The 17,298-nt window shown below is 66.2% G+C and carries 13 protein-coding genes; 1 reads left to right on the top strand and 12 read right to left on the bottom strand.

The window, feature by feature from the left end:
* Window positions 1–17 precede the first annotated feature (17 nt).
* The 12 genes from rsmG to HW466_RS22495 all read right to left on the bottom strand — a co-directional run bounded on the left by rsmG (window position 18) and on the right by HW466_RS22495 (window position 16,179).
* Window positions 18–704 (bottom strand): 16S rRNA (guanine(527)-N(7))-methyltransferase RsmG, encoded by a 687-nt coding sequence (rsmG, locus tag HW466_RS22550; RefSeq protein WP_059505589.1) that lies wholly within the window; start codon window positions 702–704, stop codon window positions 18–20.
* Entirely contained in the window at window positions 701–2,671 is a 1,971-nt protein-coding gene (mnmG, locus tag HW466_RS22545; protein ID WP_151003503.1) for a tRNA uridine-5-carboxymethylaminomethyl(34) synthesis enzyme MnmG, read from the bottom strand. Before mnmG ends, rsmG begins: the two co-directional genes overlap by 4 nt.
* 480 nt (window positions 2,672–3,151) lie before the next feature.
* Complete coding sequence (locus HW466_RS22540) at window positions 3,152–3,907, bottom strand: ABC transporter ATP-binding protein (RefSeq protein WP_151003501.1); 756 nt, start codon at window positions 3,905–3,907, stop codon at window positions 3,152–3,154.
* The gene (locus HW466_RS22535) at window positions 3,907–5,691 is read right to left on the bottom strand and encodes a branched-chain amino acid ABC transporter ATP-binding protein/permease (RefSeq protein WP_059452561.1); all 1,785 of its coding nucleotides are present in this window, start codon (window positions 5,689–5,691) and stop codon (window positions 3,907–3,909) included. Before HW466_RS22535 ends, HW466_RS22540 begins: the two co-directional genes overlap by 1 nt.
* A gap of 4 nt (window positions 5,692–5,695) precedes the next feature.
* A complete protein-coding gene (locus tag HW466_RS22530) occupies window positions 5,696–6,751 on the bottom strand; it encodes a branched-chain amino acid ABC transporter permease (RefSeq protein WP_151003500.1) in 1,056 nt (351 codons plus the stop codon).
* A 201-nt stretch (window positions 6,752–6,952) separates the two neighbouring features.
* Window positions 6,953–8,110, bottom strand: a complete 1,158-nt coding sequence (locus HW466_RS22525; RefSeq protein ID WP_059452559.1) for an ABC transporter substrate-binding protein — start codon at window positions 8,108–8,110, stop codon at window positions 6,953–6,955.
* 1,117 nt (window positions 8,111–9,227) lie between these two features.
* The gene (locus HW466_RS22520) at window positions 9,228–10,202 is read right to left on the bottom strand and encodes a branched-chain amino acid ABC transporter permease (protein ID WP_059505637.1); all 975 of its coding nucleotides are present in this window, start codon (window positions 10,200–10,202) and stop codon (window positions 9,228–9,230) included.
* Window positions 10,202–11,086 carry a branched-chain amino acid ABC transporter permease gene (locus tag HW466_RS22515; protein WP_059465975.1) on the bottom strand — a complete coding sequence of 295 codons (885 nt, stop codon included), beginning with the start codon at window positions 11,084–11,086 and terminating at the stop codon, window positions 10,202–10,204. Before HW466_RS22515 ends, HW466_RS22520 begins: the two co-directional genes overlap by 1 nt.
* Before the next feature lie 112 nt (window positions 11,087–11,198).
* Entirely contained in the window at window positions 11,199–12,398 is a 1,200-nt protein-coding gene (locus tag HW466_RS22510; RefSeq protein WP_059452556.1) for an ABC transporter substrate-binding protein, read from the bottom strand.
* A 76-nt stretch (window positions 12,399–12,474) separates the two neighbouring features.
* Entirely contained in the window at window positions 12,475–13,230 is a 756-nt protein-coding gene (locus HW466_RS22505; RefSeq protein ID WP_059465973.1) for an ABC transporter ATP-binding protein, read from the bottom strand.
* On the bottom strand, window positions 13,227–14,006 hold the full coding sequence (locus HW466_RS22500) for an ABC transporter ATP-binding protein (protein WP_059505601.1): 780 nt from the start codon (window positions 14,004–14,006) through the stop codon (window positions 13,227–13,229). Before HW466_RS22500 ends, HW466_RS22505 begins: the two co-directional genes overlap by 4 nt.
* A 487-nt stretch (window positions 14,007–14,493) precedes the next feature.
* Complete coding sequence (locus HW466_RS22495; RefSeq protein ID WP_059772119.1) at window positions 14,494–16,179, bottom strand: GMC family oxidoreductase; 1,686 nt, start codon at window positions 16,177–16,179, stop codon at window positions 14,494–14,496.
* 164 nt (window positions 16,180–16,343) lie between these two features.
* Between HW466_RS22495 and HW466_RS22490 the strand changes: the two genes are divergently transcribed.
* Entirely contained in the window at window positions 16,344–17,243 is a 900-nt protein-coding gene (locus HW466_RS22490) for a LysR family transcriptional regulator (protein ID WP_059452554.1), read from the top strand.
* Window positions 17,244–17,298 lie beyond the last annotated feature (55 nt).

Genomic DNA, 17,298 nt, shown 5'->3' with positions numbered 1-17,298 from the left:
CGCGCTACCGCACGCCTTCAATTCGCCTCGTCGACGGCGACCTCGATCAGATGCCGTTCGGCATCGAGCATCGGCACAGCCAGCCGCATCGTCTGCTTTACGCGACTGCCCTCCGGCAGGCGTGCAATTTCGTCGTCCGGGTGGACACCCTTCATTGCCCAGATCGACCCGCCGGGCGCGACGAGATGTCGAGCAAGTTTAACGAAGTCGGATAGATCCGCGAAAGCGCGGGATACGATCATGTCGAACTTTTCCGGCACTTCGACACCCGGCTGCAGCGATTCGACACGCCCGGTGACGACAGACAGGTTCGCGAGCTTCAGCTCAGCGCGCATCTGCGTCTGGAACGCAGACTTCTTCTGCACGATGTCGTTCAGCGTGACCTGCCAGTCCGGCTGGACGATCGCCAGCACGATCCCGGGCAGCCCGCCGCCCGAACCCACGTCGAGCACGCGCGCCGATGCACGGCCGCGCAGATGCGGAACGATGGAGAGCGAATCGAGAATGTGCTGGATCAGCATCTGCTTCGGGTCGCGGATCGCGGTCAGGTTGTAGACCGCGTTCCACTTGCCGAGCAGCGCGACATAGTCGAGCAGCTGGTTGCGTTGTGTATCCGTCAATGCGATGTCGAGCGCGGCTGCGCCATCGACGAGCATCTGTTCCAGTACGTCCCGATTAACCGCCGGCGCGCGACGCGCCGTCATTGTTGCGTCGGGACGGTGCCGCCCCCCTGTTCCGCCACCTCTGCTGCGGTGCCGTTACGACGACCAAGGCCGCGCCGCTTCAGGTGCACCATCAGCAGCGAGATCGCAGCCGGCGTGACGCCCGAGATACGCGATGCCTGCCCGATCGTTTCCGGGCGGAACTCGTTGAGCTTCTGACTCACTTCGAAGGACAGGCCGCGCACCTCGCGATAGTCGATACCGTCCGGCAGGCGCGTGTTCTCGTTCGCATCGTTGCGCTCGATTTCGCTGGCCTGACGCTCGATATAGCCCTGATATTTGATGCCGATCTCGACCTGTTCCTTGATCTGTTCGAGCACCACCGGATCGTCGGCCAGCGCCTCTGCCGGCGCGCATTCGCCGCCCTTCAGCCCGCACACACCGTCGTAGCTGATCCCCGGGCGGCGCAGCAGCTCGGCGAGGCTGTACTCGTGATCGATCGGCTTGCCGAGCAATGCGGTCGCCTCTTCGGGCGGCAGCGTCTTCGGCGTGACCCATGTCGACTTCAGCCGTTCGGTTTCACGTGAAACAGCGTCGCGCTTCCGGCTGAACGCGTCCCACCGCACGTCGTCGACGAGGCCCAGTTCGCGCCCGATTTCGGTCAGGCGCATATCCGCATTGTCTTCACGCAGGCTCAGACGGTACTCGGCACGGCTGGTGAACATCCGGTACGGCTCCGCCACGCCACGCGTGACGAGGTCGTCGACCAACACGCCAAGGTAGGCCTGGTCGCGGCGCGGGCACCACGCATCCTTTTCCTGCACGTAGCGGCCTGCATTCAGACCAGCCAGCAGCCCTTGTGCGGCTGCTTCTTCGTAGCCGGTCGTGCCGTTGATCTGGCCCGCAAAGAACAGCCCGTTGATCGCCTTCGTTTCGAGCGACGCCTTCAGCGCGCGCGGGTCGAAATAGTCGTATTCGATCGCGTAGCCCGGACGCAGGATGTGCGCGTTCTCGAGGCCGCGCATCGAGTGCACGAGTTCGAGCTGCACGTCGAACGGCAGGCTCGTCGAAATCCCGTTCGGGTAGAACTCGTTGGTCGTCAGCCCTTCCGGCTCGAGGAAGATCTGGTGCGACTCCTTCGATGCGAACCGGTGGATCTTGTCCTCGATCGACGGGCAATAACGCGGGCCGACGCCTTCGATCACGCCTGTATACATCGGCGAACGGTCGAGACCGCCGCGAATGATGTCGTGCGTGCGCTCGTTCGTGTGTGTAACCCAGCACGGCAGCTGCTGCGGATGCTGCTCCGCACGGCCCAGGAACGAGAACACGGGGATCGGATCGAGGTCACCCGGCTGCTCGTCCAGCTTCGAAAAGTCGATCGAGCGGCCATCGATGCGCGGCGGCGTACCGGTCTTCAGGCGGCCCTGCGGCAGCTTCAGCTCCTTCAGGCGAGCCGACAGCGACACGGCGGCCGGATCGCCCGCGCGACCGCCCGTGTAATTGTTCAAGCCGACATGGATCTTGCCGTCGAGGAACGTACCGGCCGTCAGCACGACCGCCCGCGCGCGGAAGCGGATGCCGATCTGCGTGACGGCGCCGACCACGCGGTCGCCTTCGACCATCAGGTCGTCGACGGCCTGCTGAAACAACCACAGGTTCGGCTGGTTCTCGAGCCGGCGACGGATCGCGGCCTTGTACAGGATGCGGTCGGCCTGCGCACGCGTCGCACGCACGGCCGGGCCTTTCGACGAGTTGAGGATCCGGAACTGAATACCGCTCTCGTCCGTCGCGGCGGCCATCGCGCCGCCGAGCGCATCGACTTCCTTGACCAGATGGCCCTTGCCAATGCCGCCGATCGACGGATTGCAGCTCATCTGGCCGAGCGTTTCGATGTTATGGGTCAACAGCAGCGTCTTCGCACCCATACGGGCCGATGCCAACGCGGCTTCCGTGCCGGCGTGCCCGCCACCGACGACGATGACGTCAAATTCTGTGGGAAAAAGCATGGTGGATTCCGCGCGCAGGACTGCGCACGAACCTATCTGAGAAATGTATGGGCCGAATTATAGCGGGTTCGCTTTTCACCCGAAGACCGTCCGAATGGTAGGGCCGGTTCATTTGGTCAATTTTTTCGGCCGACCGGCCGAGCTGTGCGGTGACACGTGCTTCGGTGGCGCCGCCGCGACCTCGGCGCACATTGCCAGGCTGTGCGCAATCGCGCAGCCGATAGCGGTTTGCCAGCGCAGCCATCGCTTGCGCCATCACAGCATTTTCGATCGAGCTTCCTGCGCTTATCCCCTGTGCCGGTGGGGTCGTATCGATCGAGCACTGTCACCTACCAGCCGCTCTCGTCACAGGGCTTCCGCTTGTTGCCCCGGCACTTATCCCCACGCCTGATCCACGGGCGCATCGCGCTCTTTCGGAAAACAAAAACGGCGTGTTTCACGTGAAACACGCCGCCCGCTTCCTGCCGACCGCCCGAACCATCAAGCCGTTTTCTTCGCCAACCCCAGGTATGTTTCGATCACGCGCGGGTTCTGTGCCAGTTCGGCCGCCGGCCCTTCCAGCGCGAACTCCCCCGTCTCCAACACATAGCCGTAGTCCGAGATCTGCAGCGCCGCGCGAGCGTTCTGCTCGATCAACAGCGTCGCGACGCCTGTGCCGCGTAACGCGCTGATGATATGAAAAATCTCCTTCACGATCAGCGGTGCCAGCCCGAGGCTGGGCTCGTCGAGCATCAGCAGATCCGGTTTGCCCATCAGCGCGCGGCCCACCGCCAGCATTTGCCGCTCTCCTCCCGACAGCGTCCCGGCCGCCTGCTTGCGGCGCTCCTTGAGCCGCGGAAACAGCTCAAACACGTGGTCGAGCTGGTCGAGGAAATTCGACTCGCCTGCCAGCTTGCGGCGATACGCGCCCAGCACGAGGTTATCCTCGACCGTCATCGTGCCGAAGAGCTCGCGCTTTTCCGGTACGAGGCACATCCCGCGCGCGACACGCTGTTCGACCGGCAGCGCGCCCACGTCGTTGCCGCGGTATACGACGGCCCCCGACGCATGCCCGGTCACCGGCAATGCGCCCATGATTGCGTTCAGCAGCGTCGATTTGCCGGCCCCGTTCGGGCCGATCACGCTGACGATCTGCCCGGCGCCGACCTTGATCGCCGCTCCGTGCAGCGCCTCTACCTTCCCGTATCGCACCGCCAGGCCGCGCACGTCGAGAATCGGCATCGTCGTCTCCGCCATCATTCCACCCCGCCCAGATACGCTTCGAGCACCGCAGGATCCTGCTGCACGTCCTGCGGCAGCCCTTCCGCGATCCGCGTGCCGAATTCCATCACCACCAGCCGGTCGGTGAGATTCATCACGAAATCCATGTCATGTTCCACGAGCAACACGCTCATACCTTCCGCTTTCAGACGCCGTAGCAGCTGCGCGAGCTGCTGCTTCTCCTGGTAGCGCAGCCCGGCGGCCGGTTCATCGAGCAGCAGCAGCGTCGGATCGCAGCACAGCGCGCGCGCGATCTCGAGAATCCGCTGCTGACCGAGCGCGAGGCTGCCCGCTTCGTCGTACATGTGCGTCTCCAGCCCGACGCGGCGAATCTGCCGTGCCGCCTCGGCCAGCAGTTGCGCTTCCTCATGCGCGTTGAGCCGCGCGATGCTGCGCCACACGCCCGTATGGCCGCGCAGGTGCGCGCCGATCGCGACGTTCTCGAGCACCGTCATCGTCGGCAACAGCTTCACGTGCTGGAACGTCCGGCCGATTCCGCGCCGGACGATCTGGCGCGACGTGAGCCCGTTAATTCGCTCGCCGCGGAACGTGATCGTGCCACCGGTCGGCTGCAGCACGCCGGTCACGAGGTTGAACGTGGTCGACTTGCCGGCACCGTTCGGGCCAATCAGCCCGATGATCTGCCCCGCTTTCACGTCGAAGCTGACGTCGTTGACGGCCACCAGCCCGCCGAACTGCTTGCGCGCGTTGTCGACGACGAGCAGCGGCTCGCCCGCCACCGGCTTCGCGCGCTGCGGCAGCGGGTCGGCATGGTCGGGCGCATGGGCGCGCGGCCCGCGCGGGAACAGCTTCGCGACGAACGGCCACACGCCCTGGCGCGCGTACTGCAGCAGCAACACCATCAGCACGCCGAACACGATGATCTCGAAGTTGCCCTCCGAGCCGAGCAGCTTCGGCAACAGCGTCTGCAGATAGTCTTGCAGCACGGTCAGGATCGCCGCCCCGAGCACCGCGCCCCACACATGCGATACGCCGCCGACCACGGCCATGAACAGGAATTCGATGCCGTGGTTCAAGCCGAACGGGGTCGGGTTCACCGCGCGCTGCAGATGCGCGTACAGAAAGCCCGACACCGCAGCCAGAACGGCGGCGTAAACGAAGATCACGACTCGCATCCACGCGGTGTTGACGCCCATCGCCTCGGCCATCACGCCGCCGCCGCGCAATGCGCGGATCGCGCGGCCCGGCCGGCTGTTGAGCAGGTTCTGCACCGACACGATCGCGGCCAGCACGACGGCCCAGATCAGGAAGTACAGGCTGCGGCCGCTTCCGAGCTCGATGCCGAACAGGTTCAGTGCCGGAATCCCGTTGATCCCGTCGTACTTGCCGAGCACTTCGAGATTGCCGAACAGGTAGAACAACGCGAGGCCCCATGCGATCGTGCCGAGCGGCAGGAAGTGCCCGGACAGGCGCATCGTGACCGCGCCGAGCACGAGCGCGACCAGCGCCGTCAGCACGACACCGACGATCAGCGCGAGCCATGGCGACACACCGTAGCGCGTCGTCAGGAATGCGGTCGCATACGCGCCGATGCCGACGAACGCAGCCTGTCCGAAGCTCGTCATCCCGCCGACGCCCGTCAGCAGCACGAGCCCGATCGCGACGATCGCGTAGAGGCCGATGTAGTTCAGCAGCGTGATCCAGTATTCGGGCACCTGCAGCGCGCCGGGCAGCACCGGCAGCGCGAACAGCACCACGAGAAACACCCAGAAGGTCTTGTTGCGTACGATCGTCTTCATCGCTTTACTCCTCTTCCTCTTCCGCGTGCGGCGTCGCGAAACTGCGCCACAGCAGCACCGGGATGATCAGCGTGAACACGATCACTTCCTTGTACGCGCTCGCCCAGAACGACGAATACGATTCGAGCACGCCCACCAGCAGCGAGCCGGCGGCCGCGAGCGGATAGCTGACCAGCCCGCCGATGATCGCGCCGACGAAACCCTTCAGGCCGATCAGGAAGCCGGAGTCGTAATAGATCGTCGTCAGCGGACCGACGAGGATCCCGGACAGCACGCCGAGGCCGGCCGCCAGCGTGAACGCCAGGCGCCCCGCTTCGGTCGTGCCGATGCCGACGAGCCGCGCGCCGAGCCGGTTCACCGACGTCGCGCGCAGCGCCTTGCCGGCGATCGTGCGGCCGAAGTACACGTACAGCGCAGCGATCAGCACCAGCGCGGTCACGACCACCAGAATGCTCTGTACCGACACGGTCATGCTGCCGACCGACAGCGACGTGTCCGCGAAGCCGGTGGTGCGCGAGCCTTCGGCGCCGAACATCACCAGCCCGAGGCCGACCATCGCGAAATGGACGGCGACGGACACGATCAGCAGCAGCAGCGTCGTGCCTTCGGCGATCGGCTGATAGACGAGCCGGTAGACGAACGGCCCCATCGGCACGACGATCGCGAGCGTCAGCGCAATCTGTGCGAGCATCGGCATCGGCTGCGCGGCAACGCTGCGCGTGATCGCGAACACCGCGAGCGGCAGCAATACGTAGCGGCTGCCGAGCGTGGCGAGCGTGCGGCCGAGCTGATGACGGCGTTCGCGATGGCGGATCAACCCGCCGATTTCCAGCAGGAAGCACGCGACGCCCATCACGAACAGCAGCCAGCAGGTGGCGGGGAATTTCTGCGCCTGCAACGCCGCAAGCGTGAGCGCACCATAGGCGACGAATTCGCCCTGGGGAATGAAGATCACCCGCGTGACGGAAAACACCAGCACGAGCGCCAGCGACAGCAATGCATAAATGGCGCCGGTCGTGATGCCGTCTTGCGCGAGGATCGCCGCAATCGAGAGATCCATACGTTTCGTGTGTCGAGAATGCTGCGGAGAAACGAAAGACGGGAATGACCGCGGCGCACGCGCGGCAAGATCGGCGCGTCGGGCGCGACGCGGCGGGCCCCGGTGATTCGATGCGGCAGCGGAACGGCCCGGCAGGCCCGCGCCGCTGCCCACGGCGGGCACGGCGCCGTTCGCGCCGCACCCGCCGGTTTCATGTGGTGCTTACTCGGCCTGCAGCTTCCACTTGCCGTCGACGATCTGCACCATCACGCGCGCACGCGTGTCGAAGCCGTTGTGATCGGTCGGCGTCGTGTTGATCACGCCGTGCGACACGGGCAGGTCCTTCACGCTCTCGAGCGACGCGCGCAGCGCCTCGCGGAACGCCTCGGTGCCCGGCTGGCCCTTCTTCAGCGCCTCGGGAATCGCACGCTGCAGCAACAGCCCCGCATCCCATGCGTGGCCGCCGAAGGTCGACAGCGAGCCCGCGCCGTACGCCTTCTCGTACGCGGCCTTGTAGCCGAGCGCCGGCTTCTTCACCGGGTTCGAATCTGGCAACTGGTCGGTCACGAGCACCGGGCCGGCCGGCAGGATCTCGCCTTCGCAATCCTTGCCGCACACGCGCAGGAAGTCGTTGTTCGCGACGCCGTGCGTCTGATACACCTTGCCCTTGTAGCCGCGCTCCTTCAGCGTCTTGGCAGGCAGCGCGGCCGGCGTGCCGGACCCGGCGATCAGCACCGCATCGGGATTCGCGCCCATCAGCTTGAGCACCTGCCCCATCACCGACGCGTCGGTGCGGTTATAGCGTTCGTTCGACACGAGCTTCAGCCCGTTCTTCTCCGCCGCCGCGCTGAACGTCTTGTACCAGCTGTCGCCATACGCATCGGCAAAGCCGATGAAGCCGACCGTCTTCACGCCGTGCTTGGCCATGTAGCCGGCGATCGCATCGGCCATCAGCTGGTCGTTCTGCGGCACCTTGAACATCCACGCGCGCTTCGCGTCCATCGGCGAGATGATCTGCGCGCTCGCCGCGAGCGAGATCGTCGGCGTCTTGCCCTGCGACACCGGGTCGAGCATCGCGAGCGAGTTCGGCGTGACGGACGAACCGATGATCGCGTCCACGTGATCCTCGTCGATCAGCTTGCGCACGTTCTGCACCGCGCGGCTCGTGTCGGACGCATCGTCGAGCACGATGTACTGGACGCTCTTGCCCGCGATTTCCTTCGGCAGCAGCGCGATCGTGTTCTTTTCCGGAATCCCGAGCGAGGCGGCCGGCCCGGTGGCCGACAGCGTCACACCGATCTTCACCTGGGCCGACGCCGTCGCCGCCGCGCACACGAGGCCCGCGGCAAGCAGACCCTCCATCCATCGATTCATCTTCATTTACGTTGTCTCCAAACGCTGCTCGAAAAATCCGCGGGTCGCTCGGGCGGCTCCCGGTCCTCAAACAAGTTAATAATTTAACTATCTCGCCGTACCGCGCCTACACTCGTTTTCCCGTGAAACGCCGCGCCGCCATCCAGCCCCGGCGATACCGCGCGTGCGCGTCGCGGCGCATGCCGAAACGGCCGTACGCCCGCCACGATGCGCGGCGGCAATGTCGTCAGGATGAATGAAACGGAGAAATGCGGCGTTGCGCGACACGCGATCGATGCGGACGCAACGATCGCCGGCAGGTCGGCCGGCCCGGCCGGGCTCGGCTCCGCAAGCGGGCAATGCGGGATCGAAAAATCGGCCGTTCATGCGAACGCGAACGAGAGACCGGATGCCGACGCAACGACCGCGGGCGCCGTCGTGCCGGCAAACCGCACCGGAACGCGCATGCCGGCCGCAGGACGGCTCGTGAGCGCCGACGCATACGCGTGCATCCCCGACTCCGCACGAGCGGCGCCAGCCGCCTCTCGCACCGCGATCCACCGTCCCGCGCTTCTCATCCAACCGCACTCCCTCTTCTGCATTTTGCTTGTAGGAGAACTGCCGACCGTTTTCCCGACCGCACGGTCGGCGAAAGCTGAGTGTAACGGACGCTTTTTACGCACGCCAACCGGGTAAGCCCGGACGGCAATGCACGCGCGTGCGCGCCAGCGGCAATCGACCAGCGGAAAGGATGAAAACGGTGAAGACGGGATAAGCGCGGTTGAGGCGGCGCAGAATGCTGACGGCACTCACTCGTTGCACCAGCAACGGAAATTCGCGCACCAAATGAAAAAGCGCTGTTGGATTCCGTCCAACAGCGCTTTGGGGTCCGGGCACTTTGTGCCTCGATTGTCTCCTCGTTCTCCACCTGCAAATTCGTTTCGCGGTGCATCAGAACTGAGACGAAGATTAAAGGACCTTTCACCCTGCGACAACTTAGCATTTACCCCTATGGTGCATCGCCGCACGAAAATGGGGCACCAGTGTTGCCGCGCGGCACCGGCCTGAGGCCATGGAAACGCCATTCCGGGCCGCGGCGGATGGTGCTTCGCATCAACCCGCCGCAACGGCCGCCGCCATGCGATCAGGACGGCCTGAGCGTCTTGACCCGCGCGACCATCTCGCCGACGATCCCGCGCCGGAACGCAAGCACGCATGCGATGAAGATGAGCCCCGTGACGATCGTCGCCGACTCGCCGAGCGAGTGGAACCAGCCGATGCCGGTCGCCGATGCGAGCCATTCGCCGATGTCGCCGAGCCGGTCCTCCAGCGCGACGATCAGCGCCGCGCCGAGCAACGGGCCGAACAGCGTGCCCATCCCGCCGACGAGCGTCATCAGCACAACGAGGCCCGACATCGTCCAGTACGCGTCGGACAGCGTCTCGAAACCGAGCACCAGCACCTTCAACGAACCGGCCAGGCCCGCGAGCCCGGCCGACAGGATGAACGCGAGCAGCTTGAAGCGGTCGGTGTCGTAGCCGAGCGATATCGCGCGCGCCTCGTTCTCCTTGATCGCGACGAGCACCTGGCCGAACGGCGAATGCACGATCCGCACGATGAATGCGCAAGCCGCGACGATCACCGCGAGCACGACGTAGTAGAGCGCGACGTCGTTCGACAAGTCGACGAGCCCGAACAGGTGCCCGCGCGGCACGCCCTGCAGGCCATCCTCGCCGTGCGTGAACGGCGCCTGCAGATAGATGAAGTAGACCATCTGCGCGAACGCGAGCGTGATCATCGCGAAGTAGATGCCCTGCCGGCGAATGGCGAACAGGCCCACGACCAGCCCGAGCAGCGTCGCGGCGAACGTGCCCGCGAGCACGCCGAGCTCCGGCGTGAAGCCGAGCGTCTGGATCGCATAGCCGGTCGTGTAGCCGGCCGTCGCGAGGAACATCGCATGGCCGAACGACAGCAGCCCCGTATAGCCGATCAGCAGGTTGAACGCGGCCGCGAACAACGCGAACGTGAGCACCTTCATCACGAACACCGGATACGCGCCGATGAACGGCGCGACGAGCAGTGCGGCGAGCAGCGCGCCGTAGAGCACTTTTCTCTGCATCATTTTTCCTTGCCGAACAGGCCCGCCGGGCGGATCAGCAGCACGATCGCCATGATCACGAACACGACCGTGGCCGATGCTTCCGGATAGAACACGCGCGTGAAGCCCTCGATCACGCCGAGCAGCAGCCCGGTGATGATCGAGCCGAGGATCGAGCCCATCCCGCCGATCACGACCACCGCGAACACGGTGATGATCATCGGCTGCCCCATCAGCGGCGACACCTGGATTACCGGCGCCGCGAGCACGCCCGCGAACGCGGCGAGCGCGACGCCGAAGCCGTAGGTGAGCGTGATCATCATCGGCACGTTCACGCCGAACGCTTCGACGAGCTTCGGGTTCTCGGTGCCGGCGCGCAGATAGGCGCCCAGGCGCGTCTTCTCGATCACGAACCACGTCGCGAGACACACCGCGAGCGACGCGACGACCACCCACGCGCGGTAGTTCGGCAGGAACATGAAGCCGAGATTGGTCGCGCCCGCGAGCTGCGACGGCACGTCGTACGGCTGGCCGGACGACCCGTAGATCGACCGGAACACGCCTTCGACGACGAGCGTGAGACCGAACGTGAGCAGCAGCCCGTACAGGTGATCGAGCTTGTACAGCCAGCGCAGCATCGAGCGCTCGATCAGGATTCCGAACGCACCGACGATCAGCGGCGCGAGCACGAGCATCGCCCAGTACGGCAACGCGAAGTACGACAGACCCATCCACGCGAGCATCGCGCCCAGCATGAACAGCGCGCCGTGCGCGAAGTTGATCACGTTGAGCAGCCCGAAGATCACCGCCAGCCCGAGGCTCAGGATCGCGTAGAACGAGCCGTTGACGAGCCCGAGCAGCAACTGGCTCAGCATCGCCGGCAACGGAATGCCAAAGATTTCCATCGACTTAGCCGTCAGTATGAGTTTCGTTGCGCGCGCAACGTTCTAGCCGTCGCGCGCACGGGCGGCGCAGCGGGCACGTCGCCGCGGCCCGCCGCGCGCCGCCATGTCGCGCTTACTTCCACATCGCGCAGCGCGACTCCTGCTTGGTACCGAATGCCTGGTCGCCCGGAATCGTCGCGAGCACCTTGTAGTAGTCCCACGGCTCCTTCGATTCCGACGGCTTCTTTACTTCCATCAGGTACATGTCGTGAATCATGCTGCCGTCCTGGCGGATGAAGCCCTTCGCGTAGAAGTCGTTGATCTTCATCTTCTTCAGCTCGGCCATCACCTTGTCGGAGTCGGTCGTGCCGGCCGCCTGCACGGCCTTCAGGTAGGTCGTCACCGACGAGTAGTCGGCCGCCTGCAGGCTCGACGGCATCTTCTTCATCTTGCCGAAGTAGCGTTGCGCCCACTGGCGCGAGGCCGCGTCGCGGTTCCAGTACCAGCTGTCGGTCAGCACGAGGCCCTGCGTCGTCTCGAGGCCGAGGCTGTGCACGTCGTCGATGAACATCAGCAGCGCGGCGATCTTCATCGTCTTCGTGATGCCGAACTCCTTCGCGGCCTTGATCGAGTTGATCGTGTCGCCGCCCGCGTTCGCGAGGCCCAGGATCTGCGCCTTCGACGACTGCGCCTGCAGCAGGAACGACGAGAAATCCGACGCCGACAACGGGTGCCGCACCGTGCCCAGCACCTGGCCGCCGTTCGCCTTCACGACGTCGGACGTGTTCTTCTCGAGCGCCTTGCCGAACGCGTAGTCGGCGGTCAGGAAGAACCAGCTCTTGCCGCCCTGCTTCACCACCGCGGAGCCGGTGCCCTTCGCGAGCGCCATCGTGTCGTACGCGTAGTGCACGGTGTACGGCGTGCACTGCTCGTTGGTCAGCGTGTCGGCGCCCGCGCCGATGTTGATGTAGACCTTCTTCTTCTCGGCCGCGACCTGGTTCATCGACAGCGCGGTCGCGGAGTTCGTGCCGCCGACCAGCAGGTCGAGCCCGCCGCGGTCCATCCATTCGCGCGCCTTCGACGCGGCGATGTCCGCCTTGTTCTGGTGGTCGGCATAGACGACCTCGATCGGCTTGCCGAGCACCTTGCCGCCGAAGTCGGCGACCGCCATCCGGATCGCCTCGAGGCCGCCCTGCCCGTCGATGTCCGCGTACAGCCCCGACATGTCGGTGATGAAGCCGATCTTCACGCTGTCCGCGGCGTGTGCGGCGCCCGCGGTGAACGCTGCGGTCGCGACCGCGAGACACGCGTGTGCGAGGGTCTTCATTTTCATTGACGTCTCCTGTTGTTCTGATGCGTTGTGGTTGTTCGAGGCCGCCACGGCTAGCGGCAAGGGAAACGGGGCGGCGTCACACCCCGAGCAGGTCGTGAAGGATCGGCATCTTGCCTTCCAGTTCGGATGAGCGGAAATGCTCGACGATGCGGCCATGTTCCATCACGTAGAAGCGATCGGCGAGCGGCGCGGCGAAGCGGAAATTCTGTTCGACCATCACGACCGTGTAGCCGCGCGCCTTCAGCGCGACGATCATGCGCGCGAGCGCCTGCACGATCACCGGCGCGAGGCCTTCGGAAATCTCGTCGAGCAGCAGCAGGTTGGCGCCGGTGCGCAGGATCCGCGCCACCGCGAGCATCTGCTGCTCGCCGCCGGACAGCCGCGTGCCCTGGCTCTGCCGGCGCGACGCGAGGTTCGGGAACATCGCGTAGATCTCGTCGAGCGACATCGCATGCTCGCGCGGCCCGATCGGCGGCGGCAGCATCAGGTTCTCCTCGCACGACAGGCTCGAGAAGATCCCGCGCTCCTCCGGGCAATAGCCGACGCCGAAATGCGCGATGCGATGCGTCGCGAGGCCGATCGTCTCGTTGCCCGCGACCTTGATCGAGCCGCTGCGCCGGCCGGTGAGGCCCATGATCGCGCGCAGCGTCGTGGTGCGGCCCGCGCCGTTGCGGCCGAGCAGCGTGACGACCTCGCCGCGATGAACGCTCAGGTCGACACCGTGCAATATGTGGGATTCCCCGTACCAAGCCTCGAGGCCCGTGATCTCCAGCGCGGGCGTGCCGCTTTCGACGCCGCTCAATTCGCGTTCCTCCCGTTCGCTGTGCTTCATGCGTGCGCCCCCGCGAGTGCCGCATCGGCGCTGCCCATGTAAGCCTCGATCACGAGCGGATTCTTCGACACTTCCGCATACGACCCTTCGGCCAGCACCTCGCCGCGCTGCAGAACGGTGATCGTGTCGGAGATGCCGGCGATCACGTTCATGTTGTGCTCGACCATCAGGATCGTGCGGCCGCTCGCAACCTTCTTGATCAGCGCGGTCACGCGGTCGACGTCCTCGTGGCCCATCCCTTGCGTGGGCTCGTCGAGCAGCATCAGTTCGGGTTCCATCGCGAGCGTCGTAGCGATCTCGAGCGCGCGCTTGCGGCCGTACGCGAGCTCGACCGTCGGCACGTGCGCGAAATCGGTGAGGCCGACCTGCGTGAGCAGGTCCATCGCGCGATCGTCGAGGCGCCGCAACGTGCGCTCGCTGCGCCAGAAGTGGAATTCGGTGCCGAGCGTGCGCTGCAGGCCGATGCGCACGTTCTGCAGCGCGGTCAGGTGCGGGAACACCGCCGAGATCTGGAACGAACGGATGATGCCGCGACGCGCGACCTGCGCGGGCCGCTCGTCGGTGATGTCGATGCCGTTGAAGACGATCTGGCCGGACGTCGGTGTCAGGAACTTGGTGAGGAGGTTGAAGCAGGTGGTCTTGCCCGCGCCGTTCGGTCCGATCAACGCATGGATCGCACCGCGGCGCACACGCAGGTTGACGCCGTTCACGGCGGTGAAGCCCCGGAATTCCTTCGTCAATCCGCGTGTTTCGAGAATCGTGTCGCCGAGAATCATGTTCCCTTCCGTACGAAGTCAGGCGAAGCATCGGGAAGATTCGCGCAAGCGACGCGAACAGGTCCGCGGATCAGCGGGCTGCCCCCCGGGGCACCGTATTACGCCTCGAGGGTGGTCTCCCGCGCCGACGCGTATGCACACTGCGCAACATTGTCGCGCCGTTGGTGCAGTGCAATCATCGGGATTTGCACTTATAGGGCTGCCCGCCATATAGGACGCGGCTGAGCGCGTATTTCGACGCGTTTTTTTTGACGCGCGCATCGTCGGCGGTCGATCCATCGCACGACGCATGCCTGCGCGAATGCGGGCGCGTAACACTGCGCGTCGGGTCGTCGCGCAACCGGAAGGGTGCGAGCAATGCGCGGCCCGCGACGCAACGGCCGTGCGTGCCATCGATCCATCGCGACCCGTGCGCGTCCGCTTGTTTCGCATCGCGAAGCAGCGGGCACGCGGATGACGGCCCGCTGTCGCGCGTGACAGTATCGCGTCATGCAGCCGTCATCGCGGCTTCCGTTCGCAGCTGCGTCGCGTCGCGCGCGGCGCGTCGATCGGCGCGGATCATGTCGCTCGCGCGCTCGGCGATCATCAGCGTCGGCGAATTCGTGTTTCCCGACGTAATGAACGGCATCACCGATGCGTCGACGATCCGCAGCCCGGCGATGCCGCGCACGCGCAGCCTGCTGTCGACGACGGCACGCTCGTCGTCCGCGCGTCCCATCCGGCATGTGCCGACCGGATGGAAGATCGTCGTGCCGACCGCGCCCGCCGCTTCGATCAGTTCGGCTTCGGTCTGGTAGCGCGTGCCCGGCAGGATCTCCTCGGGACGGTAGCGCGCCAGCGCGGGCGCGGACGCGATCCGCCGTGTGAGGCGCAGCGCATTCGCCGCGACGTGACGATCGTGGTCGGTCGACAGGTAGTTCGGTGCGATCGACGGCGCCGCGCCCGCATCGGGGCTCGCGATATGCACGCTGCCGCGCGAGCTCGGCCGCAGATGGCAGACCGACGCCGTGAACGCGTTGAAGCGGTGCAGCGGTTCGCCGAAGCGCTCGAGCGACAGCGGCTGTACGTGATATTCGAGATCGGGGCGCGTGAGCGCGGGATCGTCCGGATCGGACTTCGCGAACGCGCCGAGCTGCGACGGCGCCATCGACATCGGCCCGCGCTGCAGCAGCGCATATTCGGCGCCGATCATCAGCTTGCCCCACCAGCGTGCGGACAGCGTGTTCAACGTGCGCACGCCTTCGACGCGAAACGCCATCCGCAACTGCAGGTGATCCTGCAGGTTCTCGCCGACGCCCGGCAGGTCCTGCACGACGTCGATGCCGAGCGCCTGCAGCCGCGCGCCCGCGCCGACGCCCGACAGTTCGAGCAACTGCGGCGAATTCACCGCGCCGGAAGTCAGCAGCACTTCGGCACGCGCGCGCGCGACGTAGTCGGTGCCGCCGCCGCGATACTCGACGCCGACCGCGCGGCGCCCGTCGAAGATCACGCGCTGCGCATGCGCACCGGTGATCACGGTCAGGTTCGGGCGCGTCATCGCGGGCCGCAGGAACGCCTTCGACGTATTCCAGCGCACGCCGCGCTTCTGGTTCACCTCGAAATAGCCGACGCCGGTGTTGTCGCCACGGTTGAAATCGTCGGTCGCCGGGATGCCCGTCTGCTGCGCGGCCTGCGCGAACGATTCGAGGATCTCCCAGCGCAGCCGCTGCTTCTCGACGCGCCAGTAACCGCCGGCGCCGTGCGCATCGCTCGCGCCCGCGTGGTGGTCCTCGCTGCGCTTGAAGATCGGCAGCACGCTGTCCCACGACCAGCCGGCGTCGCCGGTTTCCCGCGCCCAGCCGTCGTAATCCTCGCGCTGGCCGCGCATGTAGATCATCCCGTTGATCGACGAGCAGCCGCCGAGCACGCGGCCGCGCGGATACGACAGCGCGCGGCCGTTGAGCGCCGCCTCGGGCTGCGTCTTGTACAGCCAGTCGGTGCGCGGATTGCCGATGCAGTACAGATAGCCGACCGGGATGTGGATCCAGTGATAGTCGTCCTTGCCGCCCGCTTCGAGCAGCAGCACGCGGATCTCGGGATCCTCGGTCAGGCGGTTCGCGAGCACGCAGCCCGCGGTGCCCGCGCCGACGATCACGTAATCGAATTCGCCCTCGAGCGTGCGTTGAGTACTCACGGCGTGTCTCCATCCATTGTTGTGCCGCGCGCGTGCGATGCCGCGCGTCGTTTTCAGCATAGTGCGTCGCGCGCGACGCAGTCGATGAAGCGTACTCCGGCCGCCCGCCGCCGATCCAATGAGTTATGCTGAACCGCGTTATAAGCCGCGCTCATATCACGACGATGGATCTCACCCTGCTCCGCGCGTTCGCGACGGTCGCCCGCGAAGGCAACCTGACGCGCGCCGCCGTGCAGTTGCACCTGACGCAGCCGGCCGTCAGCCTGCAGATCAAGCATCTGCAGGAAACGCTCGGCGTCACGCTGTTCACGCGCACGTCGCGCGGGCTGGCGCTCACGCGCGACGGCCAGACGCTGCTGCCGCATGCGGAGCGCGCGCTGGCCGCGGCCGCGGACGTGCAGCGCGCCGCCGCCGCGCTGCGCCACGAGGTGCGCGGCCGGCTGCGGATCGGCACGATCCTCGATCCCGGCTTCCTGCGGCTCGGCGGCTTCCTGCGCGCGCTGGTCGAAACCCATCCGCAGATCGAAACCGCGCTGCGGCACGGCATGTCCGGCTGGGTGCTCGAACAGGTGCGCGCGCAGGCGCTCGACGTGGGCTACTACATCGGCCGGCCCGGCGAGGACGATCCGCGCGACGACGCGCTGTTCCACACGGTCACGCTCACGCGTTTCGAGTACCGCGTGCTCGCGCCGGCCGGCTGGAAGGAGCGCGTACAGCGGGCGCACGACTGGCGCACGCTCGCCGCGCTGCCGTGGATCTGGACGCCACCGGCGTCCGCCCATCACCGGCTGCTGTCGCGGCTGTTCGCGGCGGCCGGCGCGCAGCCGGTAAAGGTCGCCGAAGTCGACCAGGAGCAATCGATGCTCGATCTGGTGAAATCGGGAATCGGGCTGACGCTCGCCCGCGACTCGACGGCGCTGGCCGAAGCGCACGCGCATGCGCTGACGATCGTCGAACGCGTGACGGTGCCGACCGAGCTGACTTTCGTGACACTTGCCGAGCGGCGCGCCGAACCGGCGATCGCGGCGGCACTGCGGCTGATCGAGACCCAATGGGCGATATGAGTGCGGCTGATGCCGGCGCGGCCGGTCGCGCCTGGAGTTTCAGCATGCGGCGCGC

The organism is Burkholderia territorii (genome assembly GCF_902833055.1).
GTDB lineage: Bacteria > Pseudomonadota > Gammaproteobacteria > Burkholderiales > Burkholderiaceae > Burkholderia > Burkholderia territorii.
Note: the sequence above shows the minus strand (reverse complement) of the source record. Positions and strands in the feature narration are given on the sequence as shown.

Excerpts from the sequence above, each read along its gene's own strand:
- mnmG (WP_151003503.1), bottom strand. The coding sequence starts at position 2,671 with ATGCTTTTTCCCACAGAATTTGACGTCATCGTCGTCGGTGGCGGGCAC.
- rsmG (WP_059505589.1), bottom strand. The coding sequence starts at position 704 with ATGACGGCGCGTCGCGCGCCGGCGGTTAATCGGGACGTACTGGAACAG.
- HW466_RS22540 (WP_151003501.1), bottom strand. The coding sequence starts at position 3,907 with ATGGCGGAGACGACGATGCCGATTCTCGACGTGCGCGGCCTGGCGGTG.
- HW466_RS22510 (WP_059452556.1), bottom strand. The coding sequence starts at position 12,398 with ATGAAAATGAAGACCCTCGCACACGCGTGTCTCGCGGTCGCGACCGCA.
- HW466_RS22505 (WP_059465973.1), bottom strand. The coding sequence starts at position 13,230 with ATGAAGCACAGCGAACGGGAGGAACGCGAATTGAGCGGCGTCGAAAGC.
- HW466_RS22535 (WP_059452561.1), bottom strand. The coding sequence starts at position 5,691 with ATGAAGACGATCGTACGCAACAAGACCTTCTGGGTGTTTCTCGTGGTG.
- HW466_RS22490 (WP_059452554.1), top strand. The coding sequence starts at position 16,344 with ATGGATCTCACCCTGCTCCGCGCGTTCGCGACGGTCGCCCGCGAAGGC.
- HW466_RS22515 (WP_059465975.1), bottom strand. The coding sequence starts at position 11,086 with ATGGAAATCTTTGGCATTCCGTTGCCGGCGATGCTGAGCCAGTTGCTG.
- HW466_RS22530 (WP_151003500.1), bottom strand. The coding sequence starts at position 6,751 with ATGGATCTCTCGATTGCGGCGATCCTCGCGCAAGACGGCATCACGACC.
- HW466_RS22520 (WP_059505637.1), bottom strand. The coding sequence starts at position 10,202 with ATGCAGAGAAAAGTGCTCTACGGCGCGCTGCTCGCCGCACTGCTCGTC.
- HW466_RS22525 (WP_059452559.1), bottom strand. The coding sequence starts at position 8,110 with ATGAAGATGAATCGATGGATGGAGGGTCTGCTTGCCGCGGGCCTCGTG.
- HW466_RS22500 (WP_059505601.1), bottom strand. The coding sequence starts at position 14,006 with ATGATTCTCGGCGACACGATTCTCGAAACACGCGGATTGACGAAGGAA.